General features: G+C 62.4%; 15 protein-coding genes. 4 read left to right on the top strand and 11 right to left on the bottom strand.

The genetic code is table 11. From position 1 onward, the window contains the following. Nucleotides 1-72: 72 nt before the first annotated feature. The 6 genes from L0U82_RS07050 to typA form a co-directional block, all read right to left on the bottom strand. The gene (locus L0U82_RS07050) at nucleotides 73-531 is read right to left on the bottom strand and encodes a transposase (RefSeq protein WP_233829413.1); all 459 of its coding nucleotides are present in this window, start codon (nucleotides 529-531) and stop codon (nucleotides 73-75) included. A gap of 176 nt (nucleotides 532-707) precedes the next feature. Next, entirely contained in the window at nucleotides 708-1,805 is a 1,098-nt protein-coding gene (gene zapE, locus L0U82_RS07045; protein ID WP_233829411.1) for a cell division protein ZapE, read from the bottom strand. Nucleotides 1,806-1,889: 84 nt separating this feature from the next. Beyond that, entirely contained in the window at nucleotides 1,890-3,320 is a 1,431-nt protein-coding gene (gene lpdA / locus L0U82_RS07040) for a dihydrolipoyl dehydrogenase (RefSeq protein ID WP_233829410.1), read from the bottom strand. A 138-nt stretch (nucleotides 3,321-3,458) separates the two neighbouring features. Then, nucleotides 3,459-4,736: a 2-oxoglutarate dehydrogenase complex dihydrolipoyllysine-residue succinyltransferase gene (gene odhB, locus L0U82_RS07035; protein ID WP_233829409.1), complete on the bottom strand. Its 1,278-nt coding sequence runs from the start codon at nucleotides 4,734-4,736 to the stop codon at nucleotides 3,459-3,461. 144 nt (nucleotides 4,737-4,880) lie between these two features. Next, nucleotides 4,881-7,742 (bottom strand): 2-oxoglutarate dehydrogenase E1 component, encoded by a 2,862-nt coding sequence (locus L0U82_RS07030; protein WP_233829408.1) that lies wholly within the window; start codon nucleotides 7,740-7,742, stop codon nucleotides 4,881-4,883. 440 nt (nucleotides 7,743-8,182) lie between these two features. Then, the gene (gene typA, locus L0U82_RS07025; protein WP_233829407.1) at nucleotides 8,183-10,012 is read right to left on the bottom strand and encodes a translational GTPase TypA; all 1,830 of its coding nucleotides are present in this window, start codon (nucleotides 10,010-10,012) and stop codon (nucleotides 8,183-8,185) included. A 355-nt stretch (nucleotides 10,013-10,367) separates the two neighbouring features. On the opposite strand from typA, the gene L0U82_RS07020 reads away from it, so the two are divergent. From L0U82_RS07020 to L0U82_RS07005, 4 genes are all read left to right on the top strand, one after another. Next, on the top strand, nucleotides 10,368-10,883 hold the full coding sequence (locus L0U82_RS07020; protein ID WP_233829406.1) for a MarR family winged helix-turn-helix transcriptional regulator: 516 nt from the start codon (nucleotides 10,368-10,370) through the stop codon (nucleotides 10,881-10,883). 49 nt (nucleotides 10,884-10,932) lie between these two features. Then, entirely contained in the window at nucleotides 10,933-12,441 is a 1,509-nt protein-coding gene (locus L0U82_RS07015) for an efflux transporter outer membrane subunit (protein ID WP_233829405.1), read from the top strand. An 89-nt stretch (nucleotides 12,442-12,530) separates the two neighbouring features. After that, nucleotides 12,531-13,751: an EmrA/EmrK family multidrug efflux transporter periplasmic adaptor subunit gene (locus L0U82_RS07010; RefSeq protein ID WP_233829403.1), complete on the top strand. Its 1,221-nt coding sequence runs from the start codon at nucleotides 12,531-12,533 to the stop codon at nucleotides 13,749-13,751. Nucleotides 13,752-13,783: 32 nt separating this feature from the next. Continuing rightward, complete coding sequence (locus tag L0U82_RS07005; protein WP_233829401.1) at nucleotides 13,784-15,349, top strand: DHA2 family efflux MFS transporter permease subunit; 1,566 nt, start codon at nucleotides 13,784-13,786, stop codon at nucleotides 15,347-15,349. Nucleotides 15,350-15,474: 125 nt separating this feature from the next. Here L0U82_RS07005 and truB read toward each other — a convergent pair whose 3' ends face one another. The 5 genes from truB to rimP form a co-directional block, all read right to left on the bottom strand. Next, a complete protein-coding gene (gene truB, locus L0U82_RS07000) occupies nucleotides 15,475-16,431 on the bottom strand; it encodes a tRNA pseudouridine(55) synthase TruB (protein WP_233829399.1) in 957 nt (318 codons plus the stop codon). Nucleotides 16,432-16,510: 79 nt separating this feature from the next. Further along, on the bottom strand, nucleotides 16,511-16,879 hold the full coding sequence (rbfA, locus tag L0U82_RS06995; protein ID WP_233829397.1) for a 30S ribosome-binding factor RbfA: 369 nt from the start codon (nucleotides 16,877-16,879) through the stop codon (nucleotides 16,511-16,513). A 196-nt stretch (nucleotides 16,880-17,075) separates the two neighbouring features. Beyond that, the gene (infB, locus tag L0U82_RS06990) at nucleotides 17,076-20,000 is read right to left on the bottom strand and encodes a translation initiation factor IF-2 (RefSeq protein WP_233829395.1); all 2,925 of its coding nucleotides are present in this window, start codon (nucleotides 19,998-20,000) and stop codon (nucleotides 17,076-17,078) included. A gap of 94 nt (nucleotides 20,001-20,094) precedes the next feature. Then, entirely contained in the window at nucleotides 20,095-21,570 is a 1,476-nt protein-coding gene (gene nusA / locus L0U82_RS06985; RefSeq protein ID WP_233829393.1) for a transcription termination factor NusA, read from the bottom strand. Then, complete coding sequence (gene rimP / locus L0U82_RS06980; RefSeq protein WP_233829391.1) at nucleotides 21,567-22,025, bottom strand: ribosome maturation factor RimP; 459 nt, start codon at nucleotides 22,023-22,025, stop codon at nucleotides 21,567-21,569. Before rimP ends, nusA begins: the two co-directional genes overlap by 4 nt. Nucleotides 22,026-22,452 lie beyond the last annotated feature (427 nt).

Here is a 22,452-nt window from a genome sequence, read left to right as displayed (position 1 = left end):
AAAAACGGCCGGCGATCAGGATCGCACGGCCGTTTTTTCGACGCAAAGCACGACGCAAACCGTTCGGAATGGCTACGCCGCCTGCTTGACCGACTCCACCAAGGCAACCAGCGACGAAGCCTGCGACGCGCCCGCTACCGGCTTGCACACGCCCGACGGAACCCGGACCACCCTCCGACCTCTTTTTGCCGCGGCGCGCTTCTGTTTTGCGCTCACATGCCTGCGCATGCGCGACTCCATCAGGCCACAGAGTTCTTCGCTCGAAGCACCGAGCAACTGCCGGGTTACGTGCGCGAGTACGCCGGCTTTGTGCCACAACTTGAAGCGGCGATGACAGGTTTGATACGACGGGTACTCAGACGGCAGCGCGGACCACGTGGCACCGTTATACATGACCCACAGCACGCCATTAAGCACCGCGCGAGTATTGGCAAGCGGCCGGCCACGCAATTCCGCGCGTGGCCGCAGTTCGGGCAGCAGCGGCGCGACGCGCCGCCATTGTTCATCGGTGATATCGCTATATGGCTTCATGCTCCCTCCTTTGTCAAAACGACATCAGAAGATAGCCAGCCAACAGCGAGCGGAACATAAGACCACTCTGAATCTTGAAAAGGCGTCGCTTAGTTGATCAGCTCAGCGATCCATCATACGCGGTGGCACGCGTTGCCTCGACTACATCAACGCGACGCACGCACGCGCAAGCGGCTTCAAGTCAGCGACGTATCGACGATCCGGCGCGGCGTGTCGAGATACTCCTTCGATTGCATCTCGACGATGCGCGACACCGTGCGCGTGAATTCGTTGGCCATCGGACCGTCGACGTACAGTTGCTCCGGCGGCACCGCAGCCGACATCAGCAGCTTCACCTTGTGGTCGTAGAACACGTCGATCAGCCACGTGAAGCGGCGCGCCTCCGACGCCATCCGTATCGACATCTGCGGCACGTCCGACAGGATCACCGCGTGAAAGCGGCTCGCCAGTTCGAGGTAGTCGTTCTGCGAACGCGGGCCGCCGCACAGCGTCGCGAAGTCGAACCATACGACGCCATCCGCGCGACGCAGCGCCTTCAGTTCGCGCTTCTCGATATGCAGCAGCGGGCTTTCGTCGGGCACCGCGGCAAGCCGCGCGAACGCATCGCGCAACGCCTTGCCGGCGGCAGCGTCGAGCGGCGTGTGATAGACCTCCACCTGAGCCAGCGTGCGCTGCCGGTAGTCGATACCGGCATCGACGTTGATCACGTCGAGCTTCTGCTTGATCAACTCGATGGCGGGCAGCATCCGATCGCGATGCAGGCCGTCGGGGTACAGCAGGTCGGGATCGTAGTTGGACGTCATCACGAACTGCACGCCGTTTTCGAACAGCTTGTCGAGCAGCCGGTACAGGATCATCGCATCGGCGATATCCGACACGTGAAACTCGTCGAAACAGATCAGCCGATAACGCTTCGCAATGCGGCGCGCGAGTTCGTCGAGCGGATCGGCCGTGCCTTTTAGTTCTTCGAGTTCGCGATGCACTTCGCGCATGAACTCGTGGAAATGCAGGCGCGTTTTGCGATGCAACGGCACGATCATGTAGAAGCTGTCCATCAGGAAGCTCTTGCCGCGACCCACGCCGCCCCACATGTACACGCCGCGCGGCAGATCCGGGTGGATCAGCAGCTTCTTGAACGCGTTCGAGCGGCGCGATTTGTATTCGGTCCACTCTTCAAAGCACCGCTGCAGCCGGTCGACCGCCGCGCGTTGCGCCGGATCGGATTGGTAACCGCGCGTCTGCAGTTCTTTTTCGTAGTATTCGGTGACGTTCATCGTGTTGCTGCAAAAAGAAAGGCGGGAGGGGATAAACCCGCCCGCCTTGGTGATGCCAAAGTTGCGTTCAGTCAGGCGTGCGCGTTACATGTTCAGCGCGCGCTTGTCGACGGCGAGTGCCGCTTCGCGCATGACTTCCGACAGCGACGGGTGCGGATGGCAAATACGGCCGATGTCTTCCGACGCAGCCTTGAATTCCATCGCCACCACGGCTTCCGCGATCAGGTCCGATGCATTGGCCGAGATGATGTGCACGCCGAGCAGTTCGTCGGTCTTCGCGTCGGCGATCATCTTGACGAAACCATCCGCCTTGTTGATGCCGAGCGCGCGGCCGTTCGCCATGAACGGGAACTGGCCGGTCTTGACTTCACGGCCTTCCGCCTTCAGTTGCTGCTCGGTCTTGCCGACCCATGCAATTTCCGGTTCGGTGTAGATCACCCACGGAATGCAGTTGTAGTCGATGTGCGGCTTCTGGCCGTCGATCACTTCGGCGACCAGCACGCCTTCGTCTTCGGCCTTGTGCGCGAGCATCGGGCCACGCACCACGTCGCCGATCGCGTACACGTTCGGCACCGCCGTCGCGCAGTGGTCGTCCACGTCGATGAAGCCGCGCTCGTTGGCCTTCAGGCCGATCGCTTCGAGGCCGAGGTTGTCGGTGTTCGGCACGCGGCCGACCGACACGATCAGACGGTCGGCTTCGAGCGACTGCGCGTTGCCGTCCTTGTCCGTGTATGCGATCGTCACGCTGTTCGCGGTCGTCTTCACTTCGCCGACCTTCACGCCGACGTGGATGTCGAGACCCTGCTTCTTGAACTGCTTGGCCGCTTCCTTCGACAACGCCTGGTCAGCCGCGCCGAGGAATTCCGGCAGCGCTTCGAGCACGGTCACTTCCGCGCCGAGGCGGCGCCACACCGAGCCCAGTTCCAGACCGATCACGCCCGCGCCGATCACGGCGAGCTTCTTCGGTGCGACGTCGAATGACAGCGCGCCTTCGTTGTCGGCGACGATCTTGTTGTCGACCGGGATGCCCGGCAGATGACGTGCCTTCGAACCCGTCGCGATGATCACGTTTTTCGCGGTGACGACTTCGGCTTCGCCTTCGCCGCTCACTTCGATCTGCACGCCGGCGTCGGTGCGGCCGGTGAACTTGCCATGGCCCTTGAGCCACGTGATCTTGTTCTTGCGGAACAGGAATTCGATACCCTTGGTCATCTTCTCGACGATGCCTTCCTTGCGGGCCATCATCTTCGAGATATCGACCTTCACGTTTTCCACCGAGATGCCGTGGTCGGCGAGGTGGTGCGACGCGTTTTCAAACTCTTCCGACGACGCGAGCAGCGCCTTCGACGGAATGCAGCCGACGTTCAGGCAGGTGCCGCCGAGCTTCAGCGCGCCGGCCGGGTTCTTCCACTTTTCGATACATGCGACGGTCTTGCCGAGCTGCGCTGCGCGGATGGCGGCGATATAACCGCCAGGGCCCGCGCCGATCACGACGACGTCAAATTCTTTGGACATGACAATCCCTTTGATGGCGGAACGGCGCCGCGCCACGTTGCGTGGCGCGCGCCGTTCCTGTACTGCGGATACCAGATACGTACTGACTAGATGGCGCCGGCTCGCGGTTTCACAAGCCGGCGCGGTCCGGGCGGGCGCTTACAGGTCGAGCAGCAGGCGAGCCGGATCTTCCAGCGCGTCCTTCATAGCGACCAGCGACAGCACCGCTTCGCGGCCGTCGATGATGCGATGGTCGTACGACAGCGCGAGGTAGTTCATCGGGCGGATCACGATCTGGCCGTTTTCGACCACAGCGCGTTCCTTGGTCGCGTGCACGCCGAGAATCGCGGACTGCGGCGGGTTGATGATCGGGGTCGACAGCATCGAGCCGAACACGCCGCCGTTCGAGATCGAGAACGTACCGCCGGTCATTTCTTCGATCGACAGCTTGCCGTCCTTCGCCTTCTGGCCGAATTCGGCGATCTTCTTCTCGATGTCGGCGAGGCTCAGCTGATCGGCGTTGCGCAGGATCGGCACCACCAGACCACGCGGCGAACCGACCGCGATACCGATGTCGAAGTAGCCGTGATAGACGATGTCGTTACCGTCGATCGACGCGTTCACGAGCGGGAACTTCTTCAGCGCGTGAACAGCCGCCTTCACGAAGAACGACATGAAGCCGAGCTTCACGCCGTGTTCCTTCTCGAACTTGTCCTTGTACTTGTTGCGCAGGTCCATCACCGGCGCCATGTTCACTTCGTTGAACGTCGTGAGGATGGCGTTGGTTTGCTGCGACTCGAGCAGACGCTCGGCGATACGCGCACGCAGACGCGACATCGGCACGCGCTGTTCCGGGCGGTCCTTCAGCCATTGATCAGCCGAGGCCGGAGCCTTGACGTCCGGCAGCGACGGCTTCGCGGCCTTCGGTGCGGCAGCAGGTGCCGGCGCGGCCTTGGCAGCCGGAGCAGCCTGGCCAGCGGCGAGCACGTCGCCCTTCGTGATGCGGCCGTCGCGGCCCGTGCCGGCGACGTCGCCCGCGCTCAGACCCTGCTCGGCCATCAGCTTGCCGGCGGCCGGCGAAGCTGCGGTGTTCGAGCCCGTTGCGGCGGCAGCAGCGGCCGGTGCGGCAGCGGGCGCCGACGCGGCGACCGGAGCCGGCTTCACTTCGGCTTCGACAGCAGCGGCGCCTGCCTTGCCTTCCGTGTCGATCTTCGCGATCACCTGGTCGGCCACGACGGTGTCGCCGTCGTTCGAGATGACCTGAGCGAGCACGCCGGCCGAGGGTGCCGGCACTTCGAGCACGACCTTGTCGGTCTCGATTTCGATGAGGATTTCGTCTTGCGCGACAGCCTCGCCGGGCTTCTTCTTCCACTGCAGCATGGTGGCTTCCGAGACCGACTCGGAAAGCTGGGGAACCTTGACTTCAACAATAGCCATTATGAGTATCCTGAATACGTATCGGGTGACGGCACGCTCAACGACGACCGCCTGCGAACCCTGCACGCCGCGCCTGAGCCTTCATTGGATCACTGAGCGCGGCGCGGGAAAGCGCAACGCGCTTTCCCGGTTCGTCTGTTCTCTTTATTTAGCGATCGACGCGCTCTTGAGGCGGCCGAAAGCGCCTTCGACCAGCGCCTTCTGCTGCTCGTAGTGCTTCGCGTAGTAGCCGACTGCAGGCGAAGCCGAAGCCGGACGGCCGCTGTATGCCAGCTTCTGCCCTTCCTTCATGCCTTCCTTCAGATGGTGCTCGATGTAGAACCACGGGCCCTGATTCTGCGGCTCGTCCTGCACCCACACCACTTCGGTCGCGTTGTCGTACTTCTTCATTTCCGCTTCGAACTGCTTGTGCGCGAACGGATAGAGCTGCTCGATACGGATGATCGCGACATCGTTGGCCTTCGCTTCGCGGCGATGCGCGACGAGGTCGAAGTACACGCGGCCCGAGCAGGCGATTACGCGCTTGACCTTCTTCGCGTCGATCGCTTCGTCGATTTCGCCCAGCACCGGCTGGAACGAACCCTTCGCCAGTTCCGACAGATCCGACACGGCTTCCTTGTGACGCAGCAGCGACTTCGGCGTGAAGACGATCAGCGGCTTGCGGAACAGACGGATCATCTGACGGCGCAGCAGGTGGAAAATCTGCGCCGGCGTGGTCGGCTGAACAACCTGCATGTTGTGGTCCGCGCACAGTTGCAGGAAACGCTCGATACGCGCCGACGAGTGCTCCGGACCCTGGCCTTCGTAGCCGTGCGGCAGCAGCATGGTCAGGCCCGATACGCGGCCCCACTTCACTTCGCCCGACGAGATGAACTGGTCGATCACGACCTGCGCGCCGTTCACGAAGTCGCCGAACTGGCCTTCCCATGCGACGAACGTGTTCGGTTCAGCAGTCGAATAGCCGTATTCGAAGCCCAACACCGCTTCTTCCGACAGCACCGAGTCGATCACCGAGAACTTCGCCTGACCTTCGGCGATGTTCTGCAGCGGCACGTACGTGCCGTCGTTCCAGCGCTCGCGGTTCTGATCGTGCAGCACCGCGTGACGGTGCGTGAACGTGCCGCGGCCCGAATCCTGACCGGTCAGGCGCACTGCGTAGCCCGATGCAACCAGCGATGCGAACGCGAGGTGCTCGCCCATGCCCCAGTCGAGCTTCGCTTCGCCACGGCCCATTGCGCGACGGTCGTTGATCACGCGCTCGACGAGCGGGTGAACCTTGAAGTTTTCCGGGATCGTGGTGATGCGCTCGGCGAGGCGCTTCAGTTCCGCGAGCGGCACGGCGGTATCGGCCGCGTCGGTCCACTTGCGGTTCAGGAACGGCACCCAGTCAACCGCGTACTTGCTCTTGTAGTTCGAGAGCACCGGATCGACCGTGTGATGGCCTTCATCCATCGCCTTGCGGTAGGCCTTGACGAATTCGTCGCCTTCTTCCGCGGTGATCACGCCCTGCTGCACCAGCTTTTCAGCGTACAGCGCGCGCGTGCCCGGGTGCTTGGCGATCGTCTTGTACATCAGCGGCTGCGTGACCGCCGGCGTGTCCTGCTCGTTGTGACCGAGCTTGCGGAAACAGACGATGTCGACGACGACGTCCTTGTGGAACTGCATCCGGAAGTCGATGGCCAGTTGCGTGGCCAGCACGACCGCTTCGGGATCGTCGCCGTTCACGTGCAGCACCGGCGCCTCGATCATCTTGACGACGTCCGAGCAGTACAACGTGGAGCGCGAGTCGCGCGGATCCGACGTCGTGAAACCGATCTGGTTATTGATGACGATGTGCAGCGTGCCGTGCGTGCCGTAACCGCGCGTTTGCGCGAGGTTCAGCGTTTCCATCACGACGCCCTGGCCCGCGAAGGCCGCGTCGCCGTGGATCTGCACCGGCAGCACCTGCAGACCGGAGTCATCGCCGCGACGATCCATACGCGCCTTGGCCGAACCCTCGACCACCGGGTTGACGATTTCGAGGTGCGACGGGTTGAACGCGAGCGACAGGTGAACCGGGCCGCCTTCCGTCGAGACGTCCGACGAGAAACCCTTGTGGTACTTGACGTCGCCAGCCGGCAGATCGTCGACGTGCTTGCCTTCGAATTCGGCGAACAGGTCAGCCGGCATCTTGCCGAGCGTATTGACCAGCACGTTCAGACGACCGCGGTGAGCCATGCCGATGACGATTTCCTGCACGCCGTTGGCACCGGCGTGACGCACGACTTCGTCCATCGACGCGATGAAGCTCTCGCCGCCTTCGAGCGAGAAGCGCTTCTGGCCGACGTACTTCGTGTGCAGGAAACGCTCGAGGCCTTCGGCGGCCGTCAGACGGTTCAGGATGTGCTTCTTCTTGTCATTGCTGAAGTTCGGCGTCGAACGGATCGACTCGAGCTTCTCCTTCCACCAGCGCTTCTGCTCCGGATCGCTGATGTACATGTATTCGGCGCCGATCGTGCCGCAATACGTGTCGCGCAGCGCCTTGACGATGTCGCGCAGCGTGCCGCGCTCGAACCCGAAGTACAGATTCGTGGCGCTGAACTCCTGGTCCATGTCGGCTTCGGTGAAGTCGTAGAACGCGGGTTCAAGTTCGGGGATCGCGGGACGTTCGCGGCGCTTCAGAGGATCGAGATTGGCCCATTGCGAGCCGAGGAAGCGATATGCGCCGATGAGGGACTGGACGTAAACCTGTTTGCGGGCGGTGGCGAGATCTTCGCCGCCGGTTGCCGCGCGCGGCAGGAAGGCGTTGGCCTTGGCGCGCTGGGCGAATGATTCGACGATCGGGCCGTGGGCCACGTCGTTGGCATTCGTGCCATCCGATGCGGGAACGTTCTGCAACGCATCGAAATAGCTGCGCCAGGTCTCGGGCACTGACGCCGGATTATCGAGATACGCTTCGTACATTTCTTCAACGTACGGAGCATTGCCGCCGAACAGATAAGAGTTCGACTGGAATTGCTTCATCATTTTTACGCTCACCTTTCTTCGAGCTTCTCGAGAAATAGCGGGTTACAGAACCTTCCGCGACACGGCCTGACCGTTTAGCGGATTGCGCGAATCAAGTCTTGCTTGGAAGGACCTAAAACAGTGCACCCGGGAGCATAGCACAGAACGAATAGCCCAGATAGCGAACAGCGTAGCCGCAAACGCCCGTAATGACGGGCGTTTCAGGGTTGGGACACCGTCTCTTCGACGCACGCAATGGTGTTCTGTGAAAATCGGCGGGAGAAGCACACGAACGACGCCGAAAGGCCGGCGCCCGCGGGTTTCGGACGATATTTCGCGTGTCCCGCGATTCGCCGGATTTTCGTGCGCCAGAAACAACGAAGCCACCCGAAGGTGGCTTACGTTTGTGTCCGTTCATATGGACGGTGCGGCTCGCTTATCTGCGCGGCCGTCTGCCCCGCTTACTCGCTTGCGACCTTGTTGCGGCTCGCGCTGCGGCGTTCGTGCTCCTTCAGGTGGCGCTTACGCAGACGGATCGACTGCGGCGTGACTTCGACCAGTTCGTCGTCGTCGATGAATTCGACCGCGTACTCGAGCGACATCTGGATCGGCGGCACGAGGCGCACGGCTTCGTCGGTGCCCGACGCGCGCACGTTGGTGAGCTGCTTGCCCTTGATCGGGTTCACGACGAGGTCATTGTCACGGCTGTGAATGCCGATGATCATGCCCTCATACAGCGCGTCGCCCGGCGTCACGAACATGCGGCCGCGATCCTGCAGCTTCCACAGCGCGTAGGCGACGGCCGCGCCGTCGTCCTGCGAGATCAGCACGCCATTGCGGCGCTCGCCGACCGCGCCTTCCCTGACCGGCTGATACGAGTCGAATGTGTGGCTCATCAGACCCGTGCCGCGCGTGAGCGTCAGGAATTCCGACTGGAAACCGATCAGACCGCGCGCCGAAATACGGTATTCGAGACGCGTACGGCCGCGGCCGTCCGACGTCATGTCAAGCAACTCGCCCTTACGACGGCCGAGTTCTTCCATCACGCCGCCCTGGTGCGTATCTTCCATGTCGACGGTCAGGTTTTCGAACGGCTCGTGCTTGACGCCGTCGACTTCCGTCATCACCACGCGCGGACGCGACACGGCCAGTTCGTAGCCTTCGCGGCGCATGTTTTCCACGAGAATGGTCAGGTGCAGCTCGCCGCGGCCCGACACTTCGAAGGTGGTTTCGTCACCGGTGTCTTTCACGCGCAGCGCGACGTTGTGGTTCAGTTCCTTCATCAGGCGGTCGCGGATCTGGCGGCTCGTGACGAACTTGCCTTCGCGGCCGGCGAGCGGCGACGAATTGACGAGGAAGTTCATCGTCAGCGTCGGTTCGTCGACGGTGATCATCGGCAGCCCTTCCGGCTGTTCCGGCGAGCAGATCGTCACGCCGATGCCGACTTCCTCGATGCCGTTGATCAACACGATGTCGCCCGCTTCAGCCGAGTCGACCTGCACGCGATCGAGACCCTTGAACGACAGCACCTGATTGATCTTGCGATTGAGGACTTCGCCTTCGGGGCCCGAACGCACCGCGACGGCCATGCCCGGCTTGATACGGCCACGCGTGATGCGGCCGATGCCGATACGGCCAACGTACGACGAATAGTCGAGCGAGGTGATTTGCAACTGCAGGGGCGCTTCCGGATCGGCCGGGCGGACCGGCACGTGCTGGAGGATTGCCTCGAACAGCGGACGCATATCACCGTCGCGCACGTCCGGCGTCAAACCGGCATAGCCGTTCAGGCCCGATGCATAGATGATCGGAAAATCGAGCTGTTCGTCGTTGGCACCCAGTTTGTCGAACAGGTCGAACGTCTGGTTGATCACCCACTCGACCCGTGCGCCCGGACGGTCCACCTTATTGACGACGACGATCGGCTTCAGACCGAGCGCGAGCGCCTTTTTTGTGACGAAGCGCGTTTGCGGCATCGGGCCCTCGACCGCGTCGACCAGCAACAGCACCGAGTCGACCATCGACAGCACGCGCTCCACTTCGCCGCCGAAGTCCGCGTGTCCCGGCGTGTCGACGATATTGATGTGCGTGCCTTCGTACTCGACCGCGCAGTTCTTCGACAGGATCGTGATGCCGCGCTCCTTTTCGATGTCGTTCGAGTCCATCACGCGCTCGGCGACCTGCTGGTTGTCGCGGAACGTGGCGGTCTGACGGAGAAGCTGGTCGACGAGCGTGGTCTTGCCGTGGTCGACGTGAGCAATGATGGCGATATTGCGTAGGGCGCGGGTCATAGGAAACCTGAAGACGGTTGGAGTGCGCCACTTGCTGCCGCCTGCTGCGTGTACCAGCCTGGCCAGCCCGGAAAATAAACCCGGCGAGCCTGAATACGACAAGCCCAAAGCGCACTTTTGGGAACCCAACATTATAGCACGGCGAAATGATCCTTTCTGGTATTCCCCGATAGACCACCGCGCTGCGTCGCACTGCATGCAGCGCGCGAACATCCTCCGCACGGGCCTACAGCACTTCATCCCACTCCTCTCGGGTGCGACAAAAATCCTTGCCTAAGCTGCAATAACGCTTGTCGCGTCAATCAACAGCCGACTATACTACTGCCTAGTCAACCATTGCATTCGCACGAGAATCATGACGGAGCCGTCCACCGAACCCACGCCAGACCTGAGCGAGTACCAGCTCGGCGAAAGCGTCGGCTATCTCCTCTCGCGAGTGAAATCCACCATGTCGAATCTGATCACGCAGCGCAGCATGGCGGAACTCGGCATCACCAGCCAGCAAGGCAGCATCCTGTTCATGGTCGCGAGCGGCAAATGTCTGCTGGCAGCCGAACTGGCCCGCGAATACGGTATCGACGCGAGTGCTGTCACGCGGCTGATCGACCGGCTCGAAAAACGCGGCCTGCTCACGCGGGTGCGCAGCAACGAAGACCGGCGGGTGGTACGCCTCGCACTAACCCCAGAAGGCCACGCGATCGCCGCGCGCATGCCGGCCATCTTCAATGGCGTACTCGACAACCTGATGAACGGTTTCACGCCGGAAGAAGTGGGCTTTCTGAAAAGCATGCTGCGCCGCGTGCTCGTCAATTCCGGCGAACAGACCGGGCTATCTCGTGATGCCGCAAGCAATGCCGATAGCAGATCGTAAAGAATTAATTGCTGCGTCTACAAATACATTCCACTCAAAGAGTCGAGCGATGAAATCCCTTTCTCTGTCCGCGCCTGCGCTTTCGAGCCGGGCCGCTGTCGCCGCTGCGGTGACAGCGTTCGCCCTTGGCGGGTGCGCGAACTACATCGGCCTGAAGAGCGACAAGCAGATTTCGTCGCCGGCGCAATACGAGTCGACACAAAGCCTGCCCAACGAAGGCGGTCAATGGCCGTCGCTCGACTGGGCCAACCAGTTCGGCGATCCGCAGTTGCCGAAGCTGATCGCGGAAGCACTCGAAGGCAACCCGTCGATAGCGCAGGCTCAGGCGCGGCTGGCAAAGGCATCGTCGTATATCGAAAGCTCGCGCTCGGCGCTGTTCCCGAAAGTCAATGCGAGCTACTCATGGACGCGCGAGCTGTTCTCCGCGAATGGGCTCTATCCGCCCCCGTATGGCGGTACCTGGTATAGCGAAAACAACGTGCTCGCGAGCGCGTCGTGGGATCTCGATCTGTGGGGCAAGAACCGCGAGCGCCTCGGTCAGGCTGTGTCGCAGCAAAAAGCGGCCGAAGCCGACATTCAGCAGGCACGCGTGACACTCGCCGCATCGGTTGCGAGCACCTACAACCAGCTCGCGCAGCTGTATGTGTTCCGCGATATCGCACAGCGCGAAATCGCCAATCGTCAGGATGTCGGCCGCATCACCAACGATCGCGTGAGCGCCGGGCTCGACACCAACGTCGAGAAGCAGACGGCAACCGGCAACATCGCGACGAGCCAGTCGAACCTGACCGATCTCGACGGCCAGATCACGGTCGTGCGCTATCAGTTGGGCGCGCTACTCGGCAAGGGTCCGGATCGCGGGCTGCAGATCGACAAGCCGGCGCTCACCGGCGGCGACGCCGTCACGCTGCCGGACAACATTCCCGCCGATCTCGTAGCGCGTCGCGCCGACATCGTCGCCGCGCGCTGGCAGGTCGAAGCCGCGATGCACGACGTGAAGGAAGCGAAGGCCGAGTTCTACCCCGATGTGAACCTCGCGGCCGGCTTCGGTTTCGATGCGTTCGGCTGGGGACGTTTCCTGACCGCATCGAGCCGTCAGATCCAGTTCGGCCCGGCGATTCACCTGCCGATCTTCGACGCCGGCGCGCTGCGCGCGCAGTTGAAGGGTCGCTACGCCGACTTCGAATTCGACGTCGCCAACTACAACCAGACGCTGATCAACGCGCTGCAGGACGTGTCGACGCAGGTGTCGTCGATCCGCTCGATCGACCGTCAGTCGGGCGATGCGCAACGCGCGCTCGACGCGTCGACCAAGGCGTATCAGCTCGCCGTGGTGCGCTACAAGGCGGGGCTGTCGCCGCAGTTGCAGGTGCTGACCGCCGACGACAACATGCTCGCCGCCGAGCAGGCCGTGGCGGGCCTGAAGATGCGCCGCCGCGCTTTGCAGATCGGCCTCATCAAGGCGCTCGGCGGCGGCTTCGACGCGACGCAGACCGGCCTCGTGGTGCCGACCGATGCCCCGGCGTCGGCCAAGGCCACGAGTACCGCCGCGAACTGAGTGCGCCCGTCCGCACCCGCGCCGACGCAAACGCATACGCACGAACAACCGAATAAACGACGACGTTCAAAAGAACCCGGAGCACATCAATGAGCACCCCCCAGCAGCCCGCCACCCCGCCGCAAACGGCGAACAACGGCAAACGCAAGCGCATGATGACGCTGCTCGTCATCGTGATCCTGATCGCGGCGGTCGCATACGGTCTGTACTACTTCCTCGTCGCGCGCTTCCATGAAGACACCGACGATGCCTACGTGAGCGGCAACGTCGTGCAGATCACACCACAGGTCACCGGCACCGTGATCGCGGTCAACGCGGACGACACGCAGGTCGTCAAGGCCGGCGACCCGCTCGTCGTGCTCGATCCGGCCGACGCGCGCGTTGCGCTCGAACAGGCCGAGGCGAATCTCGCGCAGGTGGTGCGCCAGGTGCGCGGACTGTTCGCCGACGACAGCCAGTACGAAGCACAGGTGTCACTGCGCGAGGCCGATCTGTCGCGCGCCCAGGACGACCTCAAGCGCCGTCTGACGGTCGCGCAAACCGGCGCGGTATCGCAGGAAGAAATCTCGCACGCACGCGATTCGGTGAAGACCGCGCAGGCCGCGCTCGACGCAGCCAAACAGCAGCTCGCGGCCAATCGCGCGCTGACCGCGAACACCACCATCGCCGACCATCCGAACGTGCAGGCCGCCGCCGCGAAGGTGCGTGACGCGTACCTGAATCACGCACGCAACACGCTGCCGGCGCCCGTTACCGGTTATGTCGCGAAGCGCTCGGTGCAAGTCGGCCAGCGCGTGGCGCCGGGCACGCCACTGATGGCGATCGTGCCGCTGCAGGACGTGTGGGTCGATGCGAACTTCAAGGAAGTGCAACTGAAGCACATGCGCATCGGTCAGCCGGTCGAACTGACGGCCGACGTCTACGGTTCGTCGGTGCCGTATCACGGCAAGGTGGTCGGTTTCTCGGCGGGCACCGGTTCGGCATTCTCGCTGCTGCCCGCGCAGAACGCGACCGGCAACTGGATCAAGGTCGTGCAGCGTCTGCCGGTGCGGATCGCACTCGATCCTCAGGAACTCGAGAAGCACCCGCTGCGCATCGGTCTGTCGATGCAAGCTGACGTGAACATCAAGGACGACTCGGGTGGCCAGCTCGGCAATGCGCCGAACACCGCCTATCAGACCAACGTCTTCGACAAGTACGGCGCGGAAGCCGACGCGGTCATCGCGCGCATCATCGCGGAAAACGCCGGCCCGAACGGTAACCAGAAATCGGTGCAGACCGGCGCGGCGACGAAGCCGGCGAAGAGCTGAGCAGCCCCGACGATTCATAGAAGGCTTTTTTAATGGCTCAGGCTCAGGCGCAGGTTCCTCACCCTCCGCTAGAGGGCGCGCAACTGGTGATCGGCACCATTGCGGTGTCGCTCGCGGTGTTCATGAACGTGCTCGACACGTCGATCGCGAACGTGTCGATCCCGTCGATTTCCGGCGACCTCGGCGTATCGTCCGACCAGGGCACGTGGGTCATCACGTCATTCGCGGTCGCCAACGCGATTTCGGTGCCGCTGACCGGCTGGCTCACCGACCGCGTCGGTCAGGTGCGCCTGTTCATGGCGTCGATCATCCTGTTCGTGCTGTCGTCATGGATGTGCGGACTGTCGCCAAATCTGCCGTTCCTGCTCGCATCGCGGGTGCTGCAAGGCGCGGTGGCCGGCCCGATGATCCCGCTGTCGCAAACGCTGCTGCTCGCCAGCTATCCACGCGCAAAGGCGCCGATGGCGTTGTCGATGTGGGCGATGACCACACTGATCGCGCCTGTCGCCGGCCCGATTCTCGGTGGATGGATCTCCGACAACATTTCGTGGCCGTGGATTTTCTACGTCAACATTCCAGTCGGCGTCATCGCCGCGGCCGCGACATGGATGATCTTCCGCAACCGCGATTCCGTCGTGAAAAAAGCGCCGATCGACGGCGTCGGCCTCGGCCTGCTGATTGTCTGGGTCGGCTCGCTGCAGGTCATGCTCGACAAAGGTAAGGATCTCGACTGGTTCTCGTCGACGACGATCGTCGTGCTCGCGCTCGTCGCGGTGATCGCCCTCGCGTTCTTTATCGTGTGGGAGCTGACGGCCGAGCATCCTGTCGTCGACCTGTCGCTGTTCAGCAGGCGCAACTTCACAGGCGGCACGATCGCGCTGTCGATCGGCTACGGACTCTATTTCGGTAATCTCGTGCTGCTGCCGCTGTGGCTGCAAACCGATATCGGCTACACCGCGACCGAAGCCGGTCTCGTGATGGCGCCGGTCGGCCTGTTCGCCATTCTGCTGTCGCCGATCACCGGCAAGATTCTGCCGCGTACCGATCCGCGCTATATCGCGACACTGTCGTTCCTCATCTTCGCGCTGTGCTTCTGGATGCGTTCGCGCTACACCACCGGCGTCGATACCTACTCGTTGACGCTGCCCACGTTGATCCAGGGTATTGGCATGGCTGGCTTCTTCATTCCGCTCGTGTCGATCACGTTGTCGGGCCTGCCGGGCAACCGGATTCCGGCGGCCTCGGGTCTGTCGAATTTCGTGCGGATCATGTGCGGCGGTATCGGCACGTCGATTTTCCAGACCGCGTGGGAACACCGCACGATCGTGCATCACGCGCGACTGAGCGCGCAGGCGAACCTGTACAACCCAACGTTCGATCAGTCGATCCATCAGATGGGCGCGGCAGGTTTGAGCCAGCAGCAGGCGTATGGTCTGTTCAACTCGATGGTGTCGCAACAGGCCGCGCAACTGGGCGTGAACGATCTGTTCTTCATCTCGGCCGGTATCTTCGTCGCGCTGATCGTGCTGATCTGGATCACGCGACCGGAACGCGCCGGCGGCGGTGACGCGGGCGCGGCGGCATCGGCGGCGCATTGAGGCGCCGATCAGACATCGCGTCATCGGTTCGACGACGCATGCAGTAGGCGGCATGAAAAAAGCGGAATCGCTGTCAGGCGATTCCGCTTTTTTATTGGGCGCATGCAGTGCGGCAGGTTTGACGCTTACGATCCCACGCGCTCCGCCTCGCTTTCCGCTGTAACGACCAGACGCTCAGGCGCGAGCACGCCCTCGCCGGGCTTCGCGACGCCAAGCAGCCGTCCTTGCGCCGAATAGACCCTGACGCGCGGTGCCTTCAGTGCATCGCCCGCGATCGCAAGCGTGGAAAGCTTCAGACGCTGGCCATGCAAAAAACGACGCGTATCGTCATCGCCGAGGCAAACTTGCGGAAACGTCGACAGCAACGCATCGACCGGCTGCAGCCATCCGTCGCGCTCCGCCTGGGCCGCGTCGGACAACGCGTCGAGGGTGACCGAATGCTCGAGCGTCAGCGCGCCGACGCCTGTGCGCCGCAGCGCAATCAGATGCGCGCCACAACCCAGCGTTTCGCCAATATCTTCGGCGAGTGTGCGCACATATGTGCCCTTGCTGCACGTGACGCGAAACGTGACGTCCGGCAGCGCGCACGCGATCAGTTCGAGCGCGATGATCGTCACCTGACGCCCTTCCCGCTCGACTGTCTGACCGGCGCGCGCGTATTCGTATAGCGGCTTGCCGTCGCGTTTGAGCGCGGAGTACATCGGAGGGACCTGCACGATCTCGCCGATAAATTGACGCAAAGCCGCTTGCACCGCCGCTTCGTCACACTCGACAGCACGAATATCAATGGCTTCGCCTTCCGCGTCGCCGGTAGTCGTGCGGATACCGAGGCGCATCGTGGCCTCGTAGGTCTTGTCGGCCTCTAGAAGGTCTTGAGAAAACTTGGTGGCTTCGCCGAAACACAGCGGCAGCAGGCCAGTCGCGAGCGGGTCGAGCGTACCGGTGTGGCCCGCCTTTTTCGCCAGATAGAGACGCTTCGCGCGAATCAGCGCGTCGTTGCTGGACAGGCCGATCGGTTTATCCAGCAGCAGGACGCCGTCTATTGCGCGACGTGGCACGCGGGGGCGTTGAGGTGCGGTCATGTCAGTGAGGCAAAGACTTCAGGGAATACGAAAAACGACGCGGAAAGGGCTGCGAAAACGTCATGGGCGCAGCAAACGTTTAGTCGTCGTCTTTCGCGCGGGTCGAGTTCGCTTCGTCGATCAGGCGCGACATTTCGACAGCCCGCTCGATTGTCTTGTCGTAGTGGAAATGCAGCGTCGGCACCGTATGGATGTGCAAGCGTTTGAACAACAGGTTGCGCAGATGGCCGGCAGCGTGCGTGAGCGCCTCGAGCGTCTGCTGCGGATCGCCCGTCAGCGTCGTGAAGTAGACCTTCGCGTGCGCGTAGTCGGGCGTCAGCTCGACGCTCTGAAACGTAACGATGCCGATACGCGGATCCTTGACCTCGCGCAGCAGTTCGGACAGGTCGCGCTGGATCTGATCGGAGATCTGCACGTTGCGATTGGGTGAAGAACGTTTTTTAGGCATGGTATGAATGATCCGCGCTGGCGGATGCAAAAAAGTAGTTCGCGCGAGCCGCGATTTTTATCTGTTCGATACGGCGGCGTCCGAGCGGCGCCAGATGAATGATTCACTGGCCCCGCGGGCTCGAAGCAACGGGCTCAAAAACAACGGGCGGAGCGGGCGTCAAGCCCGTTCCGCCCGTTGTGCCGTGCCGCGTGAATTACAGCGTACGCGCGACTTCGGTAACCTCGAAGACTTCGAACTGATCGCCTTCGACGATATCGTTGAAGTTCTTGATCGACATACCGCACTCGAAGCCCTGACGGACTTCCTTCACGTCGTCCTTGAAACGCTTCAGCGACTCGAGTTCGCCCGTGAAGATAACGACGTTGTTGCGCAGTACGCGCACCGACGACGAGCGCTTGACGAAACCGTCTGTGACCATACAGCCCGCCACCGCGCCAACCTTCGGCACCTTGAAGACCTGGCGGACTTCGACCGTACCCGTCACGACTTCGCGCTTCTCCGGCGCCAGCATGCCCGACATCGCCGCCTTCACCTCATCCACTGCGTCATAGATGATGTTGTAGTAGCGGATATCGACGCCATTGGCTTCCGCGAGCTTGCGAGCCTGCGCATCCGCGCGGGTGTTGAAGCCGATGATGACCGCCTTCGACGCCGTGGCGAGGTTGACGTCCGACTCGCTGATACCGCCCACCGCGCCGTGCACGATCTGCACGCGCACTTCGTCGGTGGAGAGCTTCTGCAGCGACTGCACCAGCGCTTCCTGCGAACCCTGCACGTCGGCCTTGACGATGAGCGGCATGTACTGCACTTCGCCTTCGCCCATCTGCTCGAGCATGTTCTCGAGCTTCGCGGCCTGCTGCTTGGCGAGCTTGACATCGCGGAACTTGCCCTGACGGAACAGCGCGACTTCACGCGCCTTGCGTTCGTCCGGCATCACGATGACTTCCTCGCCAGCCTGCGGTACTTCCGACAGACCCTGGATTTCGACCGGGATCGACGGACCAGCGGACTTCGTCGGCTTGCCGGTTTCGTCGAGCATTGCACGCACACGGCCATAGGCGCTGCCAGCAAGCACGACGTCGCCACGGTTCAGCGTACCCGATTGCACGAGGATCGTTGCAACCGGACCCTTACCCTTGTCGAGCTTCGCTTCAATGACCAGACCCTTGGCCGGCGCTTCCACCGGTGCCTTCAACTCCAGCACTTCGGCCTGCAGCAGCACGTTTTCGAGCAGATCGTCGATACCCGCGCCGGTCTTCGCCGACACCGGCACGAACGGCGAATCGCCACCGTATTCTTCCGGCACGACGCCTTCCGCGACGAGTTCCTGCTTCACGCGCTCCGGATTCGCATCCGGTTTGTCGATCTTGTTGATCGCGACGACGAGCGGCACACCGCCAGCCTTCGCGTGGGAAATCGCTTCCTTCGTCTGCGGCATCACGCCGTCGTCGGCAGCGACAACCAGAATCACGATGTCGGTTGCTTTCGCGCCACGGGCACGCATCGCGGTAAACGCTTCGTGACCCGGCGTGTCGAGGAACGTGATCACGCCGCGCGGCGTTTCGACGTGGTACGCACCGATATGCTGCGTAATGCCGCCCGCTTCGCCCGCTGCAACCTTCGCGCGGCGAATGTAGTCGAGCAGCGAGGTCTTGCCGTGGTCGACGTGACCCATCACGGTCACGACCGGCGGGCGCGGCAACGCTTCCGCATCGGTCACTTCGCCTTCCACGAGCATCGCTTCCGGATCATCGAGCTTCGCCGCGACTGCGCGGTGGCCCAATTCCTCGACGATGATCATCGCCGTTTCCTGATCCAGCATCTGGTTGATCGTGACCATCTGGCCGAGCTTCATCATCGACTTGATGACTTCCGAAGCCTTGACCGCCATCTTGTGCGCGAGATCGGCAACCGTGATCGTTTCCGGAACGTGCACTTCACGCACGATCGGCTCGGTCGGAGCCTGGAACGTGGTGGACTGCTCCTGGTGCTTGCCACGCCCCTTCGGACCGCCGCGCCAGCCACGATCGACACCGCCGCTCGAATCGCCGCGAGTCTTGATGCCGCGGCGCTTCGCAGCGTCGTCCTGCCAGTTGCTGCCCTTGCCGCCACCCGGCTTCTTCTTGTCGCCCGAGGGCGGCGCACTGGTGGTGGCCGGAGCCGCTGCTGCAGCCGGCTTCTTCGCAGCCGGACGTGCCGGTGCCTCACCTGCCGGACGCGCCGGCTTGTGCAGCGTGCCCTTGGCTTCGGCGGCCTTGGCCGGCTCAGCGGGCTTGGCTGCCGGTTCCGGCGCTTTCACCTGCGCCTTGCGCGGCGTGCTCATCATCTCGCGAATTGCACGCGCCTCGGCTTCCGCCGCCGCACGGCGCTTGGCGATTTCTTCCTGTTCGGCGCGCGCCTTCTCGGCAGCCTGACGCGCAGCATCTTCCGCTTTCTTCGCGGCTTCGCGTTGCGCGGCACGTTCCGCCGCGGCGCGCTCATCGTCCTGCTCGCTGCCCTTCGCGGCAGCCGGTGCCGCGGCTTGCGCGGCCGCCTGTTGAGCCTTCTCGCGAGCTGCCGCTTCCGCTACTGCCGCCGCGCGCTTCTTTGCTTCATCTTCCGCACGCTGACGCTCGGCTTCCGCGGCGCGTTCACGTGCCTGACGCTCGGCCTCTTCACGCTCCAGCTGTTCCTGACGCGCCTTCAGTTCTTGCGCCTGCTTTTCGAGCAGTTCGGCTTCGTGACGAGCCTCCTCTTCACGACGCTGAAGTTCGAGTTCTTCGGCGTCCGTGCTTTCGGCCACATGATTCGATGCATCCCCGCCTTCCGCGACGGCCTCGTCGCGGCGGACGAACGTGCGCTTCTTGCGCACCTCGACCTGAATGGTGCGAGCTTTGCCCGTTGCGTCGGACTGCTTGATCTCCGACGTATGTCGGCGCGTCAGCGTGATCTTGCGCTTGTCGGCATCGTTCGAGCCGTGTGACTTGCGCAAGTGATCGAGCAGACGCGCCTTGTCCGCCTCGGACAGGTTATCGTCTTCGCTCGCTTTCTGGACGCCCGCCGCCTGCAGCTGCTCGAGCAGCACGCCAGCAGGCATTTTCAGTTCCGCGGCAAATTGGGCTACGTTGTTACTCGCCATTCATTCCTCTTAGTGCAAGGACCGATTCCTTGCGGTTAGCATCGGGTCATGCGGCCTCACGGCCGCGTTCAGTTCAGTGCGCCATGGTCATTTCTCACTGGAACCAGTGTTCACGTGCTTTCATGATCAACGCCTTAGCGGCATCCTCTTCCACTCCGGTCATCTCGACCAGTTCATCCACGGCCAGCTCGGCGAGTTCGTCGCGCGTCTGGATCTGATGTTCAGCCAGCTTCGCGAGCAGATCGGCGTCCATGCCGTCCAGGCTCTTCAGATCGAGCGCTACATTCTCGACCTTTTCTTCGTTTGCGATTGCCAACGTCAACAGCGCGTCGCGCGAGCGATTACGCAGTTCGTGAACGGTGTCTTCGTCGAATGCCTCGATTTCGAGCATTTCGTTGAGCGGCACGTAGGCGATTTCTTCGAGGCTCGTAAAGCCTTCGTCGATCAGGATGTCGGCGACTTCTTCATCGACATCGAGACGCGCCATGAACAGGTCGCGCAGGACGCCGCGCTCCTGATTCTGCTTCTGCGCAGATTCGTCCGGCGTCATGATGTTGATCTGCCAGCCGGTAAGTTCGCTGGCGAGACGGACGTTCTGGCCGCTGCGGCCAATCGCGACCGCCAACTCGTTTTCGTCGACAACGACGTCCATCGAATGCTTTTCTTCATCGACGACGATCGACTGCACGGCTGCCGGCGCGAGCGCGCCGATCACAAACTGGGCGGGATCTTCCGACCATAGCACGATGTCGACGTTTTCGCCACCGAGCTCATTGCGCACGGCCTGCACACGCGAACCGCGGATGCCGACGCAGGTGCCGATCGGATCGATACGCTTGTCGTAAGCGATCACGCCGATCTTCGCGCGCACACCCGGATCGCGAGCCGCCGCCTTGATCTCGAGCAGGCCCTGCTCGATTTCCGGCACTTCCATCTCGAACAGCTTCATCAGGAATTCCGGCGCCGTACGCGACAGCTCGATCTGCGGCCCGCGGGCGGTGCGGTCGACCTTCGCGATGTACGCGCGAACGCGGTCGCCAACGCGCAGGTTTTCTTTCGGAATCAGCTGATCACGGCGCAGCAGCGCTTCGACACGGCCCGATTCGACGATGAAGTTGCCTTTGTCGAGACGTTTGACCGAGCCGGTCATGATGTGCTCGCCGCGCTCGAGGAAGTCGTTCAGGATCTGCTCGCGCTCGGCGTCGCGCACCTTCTGCAGGATCACCTGCTTGGCGGCCTGCGCGCCGATACGGCCGAATTCGATCGACGGCACCGGCTCCTCGATAAATTCATCGAGCTGGATGTTCGGTTGCTGCTCACGTGCTTCGAACAGCAGGATTTCCTGATCCGGCTCCTGCAAACCGGCTTCGTCCGGCACCACCTTCCAGCGACGAAACGTTTCGTGCTCGCCGCTTTCACGATCGATGTGAACGCGAATATCCGCATCTTCTTCGAAGAGTTTCTTGGAGGCCGAAGCGAGAGCCGCTTCGAGCGCGGCAAATACCACGTCCTTATCGACATTCTTCTCGCGTGCCAGCGCATCCACCAGCATCAACACTTCGCGACTCATTGTTTGCGGCTCCTAAAGTCAACTTTCGGTACAAGGCGCGCCTTGTCCATGTCCGCGAGCGTGAAATCAAGCATCGCGGCGCCTTCCTTCCCTTCAAATTCCAGACCGATTGTCTCGCCTTGCGGAGCATGCAGAACACCCCGGTACGATTTCCGTCCGTCCAATGGCTTTTTCAGTGTGATTACCGCTTCGCTGCCCGCGAAGCGTTCAAAATCCGCCAGTTTCTTCAGCGGGCGGTCGAGACCGGGTGACGATACTTCGAGCCGCTCATAATCGATATTTTCGACCGTCAGAACGTGCTGGAGCTGACGCGTAACTTTCTCGCAGTCTTCGATCGCGATGCCGGCCGGCTGGTCGATATAGATACACAACATGCCGCGCCCGGTGCGCTCGATATCGACGAGCTCGTAGCCGAGTCCCGCGACCGTGGTTTCAATCAGTTCCGTCAGTTGCACAGTGCCCTCTTAGATGTTCGCGTTGCGAGCCCTCGCGCCTTCTGCAAACAACCAAGCGGGCCGCGCGCCAAGCCGGCGCACGTTGGTGCGAACCCGAGATGCCGAACCACGATGAACTGAGCGGCAAAAAAAAATGGGCTGAACGCCCATCATCTTATTGCCGGTGGTCGCACCTGAGCCGCACATAATAAAACCGTACGCCCAGCGACTTCGCGATTGTAGCCATTTTTCGGCCCAAACGCAAACCACGGCATGCCGCGCAGCCCCCATTTCGGCTTGATTTCATGGGAATCTTTCGGGAATGTGGCGACGATCGGAGCTTTTCCAAGATAGAGTTATTGCCCGGGTGCGCAGTCCGACGATCGCGCAAAATGACGTTCGGCGAACTGCTTTTACGCGATTGCCCGTGCCGGATCGCATGGCATCC

It is taken from the genome of Paraburkholderia sp. ZP32-5, assembly GCF_021390495.1.
Lineage (GTDB): Bacteria > Pseudomonadota > Gammaproteobacteria > Burkholderiales > Burkholderiaceae > Paraburkholderia.
Note: the sequence above shows the minus strand (reverse complement) of the source record. Positions and strands in the feature narration are given on the sequence as shown.

What these genes read in the sequence shown, in the direction of transcription:
- L0U82_RS07050 (WP_233829413.1), bottom strand. Translation starts at nt 531, where the DNA reads ATGAAGCCATATAGCGATATCACCGATGAACAATGGCGGCGCGTCGCG.
- zapE (WP_233829411.1), bottom strand. Translation starts at nt 1,805, where the DNA reads ATGAACGTCACCGAATACTACGAAAAAGAACTGCAGACGCGCGGTTAC.
- lpdA (WP_233829410.1), bottom strand. Translation starts at nt 3,320, where the DNA reads ATGTCCAAAGAATTTGACGTCGTCGTGATCGGCGCGGGCCCTGGCGGT.
- odhB (WP_233829409.1), bottom strand. Translation starts at nt 4,736, where the DNA reads ATGGCTATTGTTGAAGTCAAGGTTCCCCAGCTTTCCGAGTCGGTCTCG.
- L0U82_RS07030 (WP_233829408.1), bottom strand. Translation starts at nt 7,742, where the DNA reads ATGATGAAGCAATTCCAGTCGAACTCTTATCTGTTCGGCGGCAATGCT.
- typA (WP_233829407.1), bottom strand. Translation starts at nt 10,012, where the DNA reads ATGACCCGCGCCCTACGCAATATCGCCATCATTGCTCACGTCGACCAC.
- L0U82_RS07020 (WP_233829406.1), top strand. Translation starts at nt 10,368, where the DNA reads ATGACGGAGCCGTCCACCGAACCCACGCCAGACCTGAGCGAGTACCAG.
- L0U82_RS07015 (WP_233829405.1), top strand. Translation starts at nt 10,933, where the DNA reads ATGAAATCCCTTTCTCTGTCCGCGCCTGCGCTTTCGAGCCGGGCCGCT.
- L0U82_RS07010 (WP_233829403.1), top strand. Translation starts at nt 12,531, where the DNA reads ATGAGCACCCCCCAGCAGCCCGCCACCCCGCCGCAAACGGCGAACAAC.
- L0U82_RS07005 (WP_233829401.1), top strand. Translation starts at nt 13,784, where the DNA reads ATGGCTCAGGCTCAGGCGCAGGTTCCTCACCCTCCGCTAGAGGGCGCG.
- truB (WP_233829399.1), bottom strand. Translation starts at nt 16,431, where the DNA reads ATGACCGCACCTCAACGCCCCCGCGTGCCACGTCGCGCAATAGACGGC.
- rbfA (WP_233829397.1), bottom strand. Translation starts at nt 16,879, where the DNA reads ATGCCTAAAAAACGTTCTTCACCCAATCGCAACGTGCAGATCTCCGAT.
- infB (WP_233829395.1), bottom strand. Translation starts at nt 20,000, where the DNA reads ATGGCGAGTAACAACGTAGCCCAATTTGCCGCGGAACTGAAAATGCCT.
- nusA (WP_233829393.1), bottom strand. Translation starts at nt 21,570, where the DNA reads ATGAGTCGCGAAGTGTTGATGCTGGTGGATGCGCTGGCACGCGAGAAG.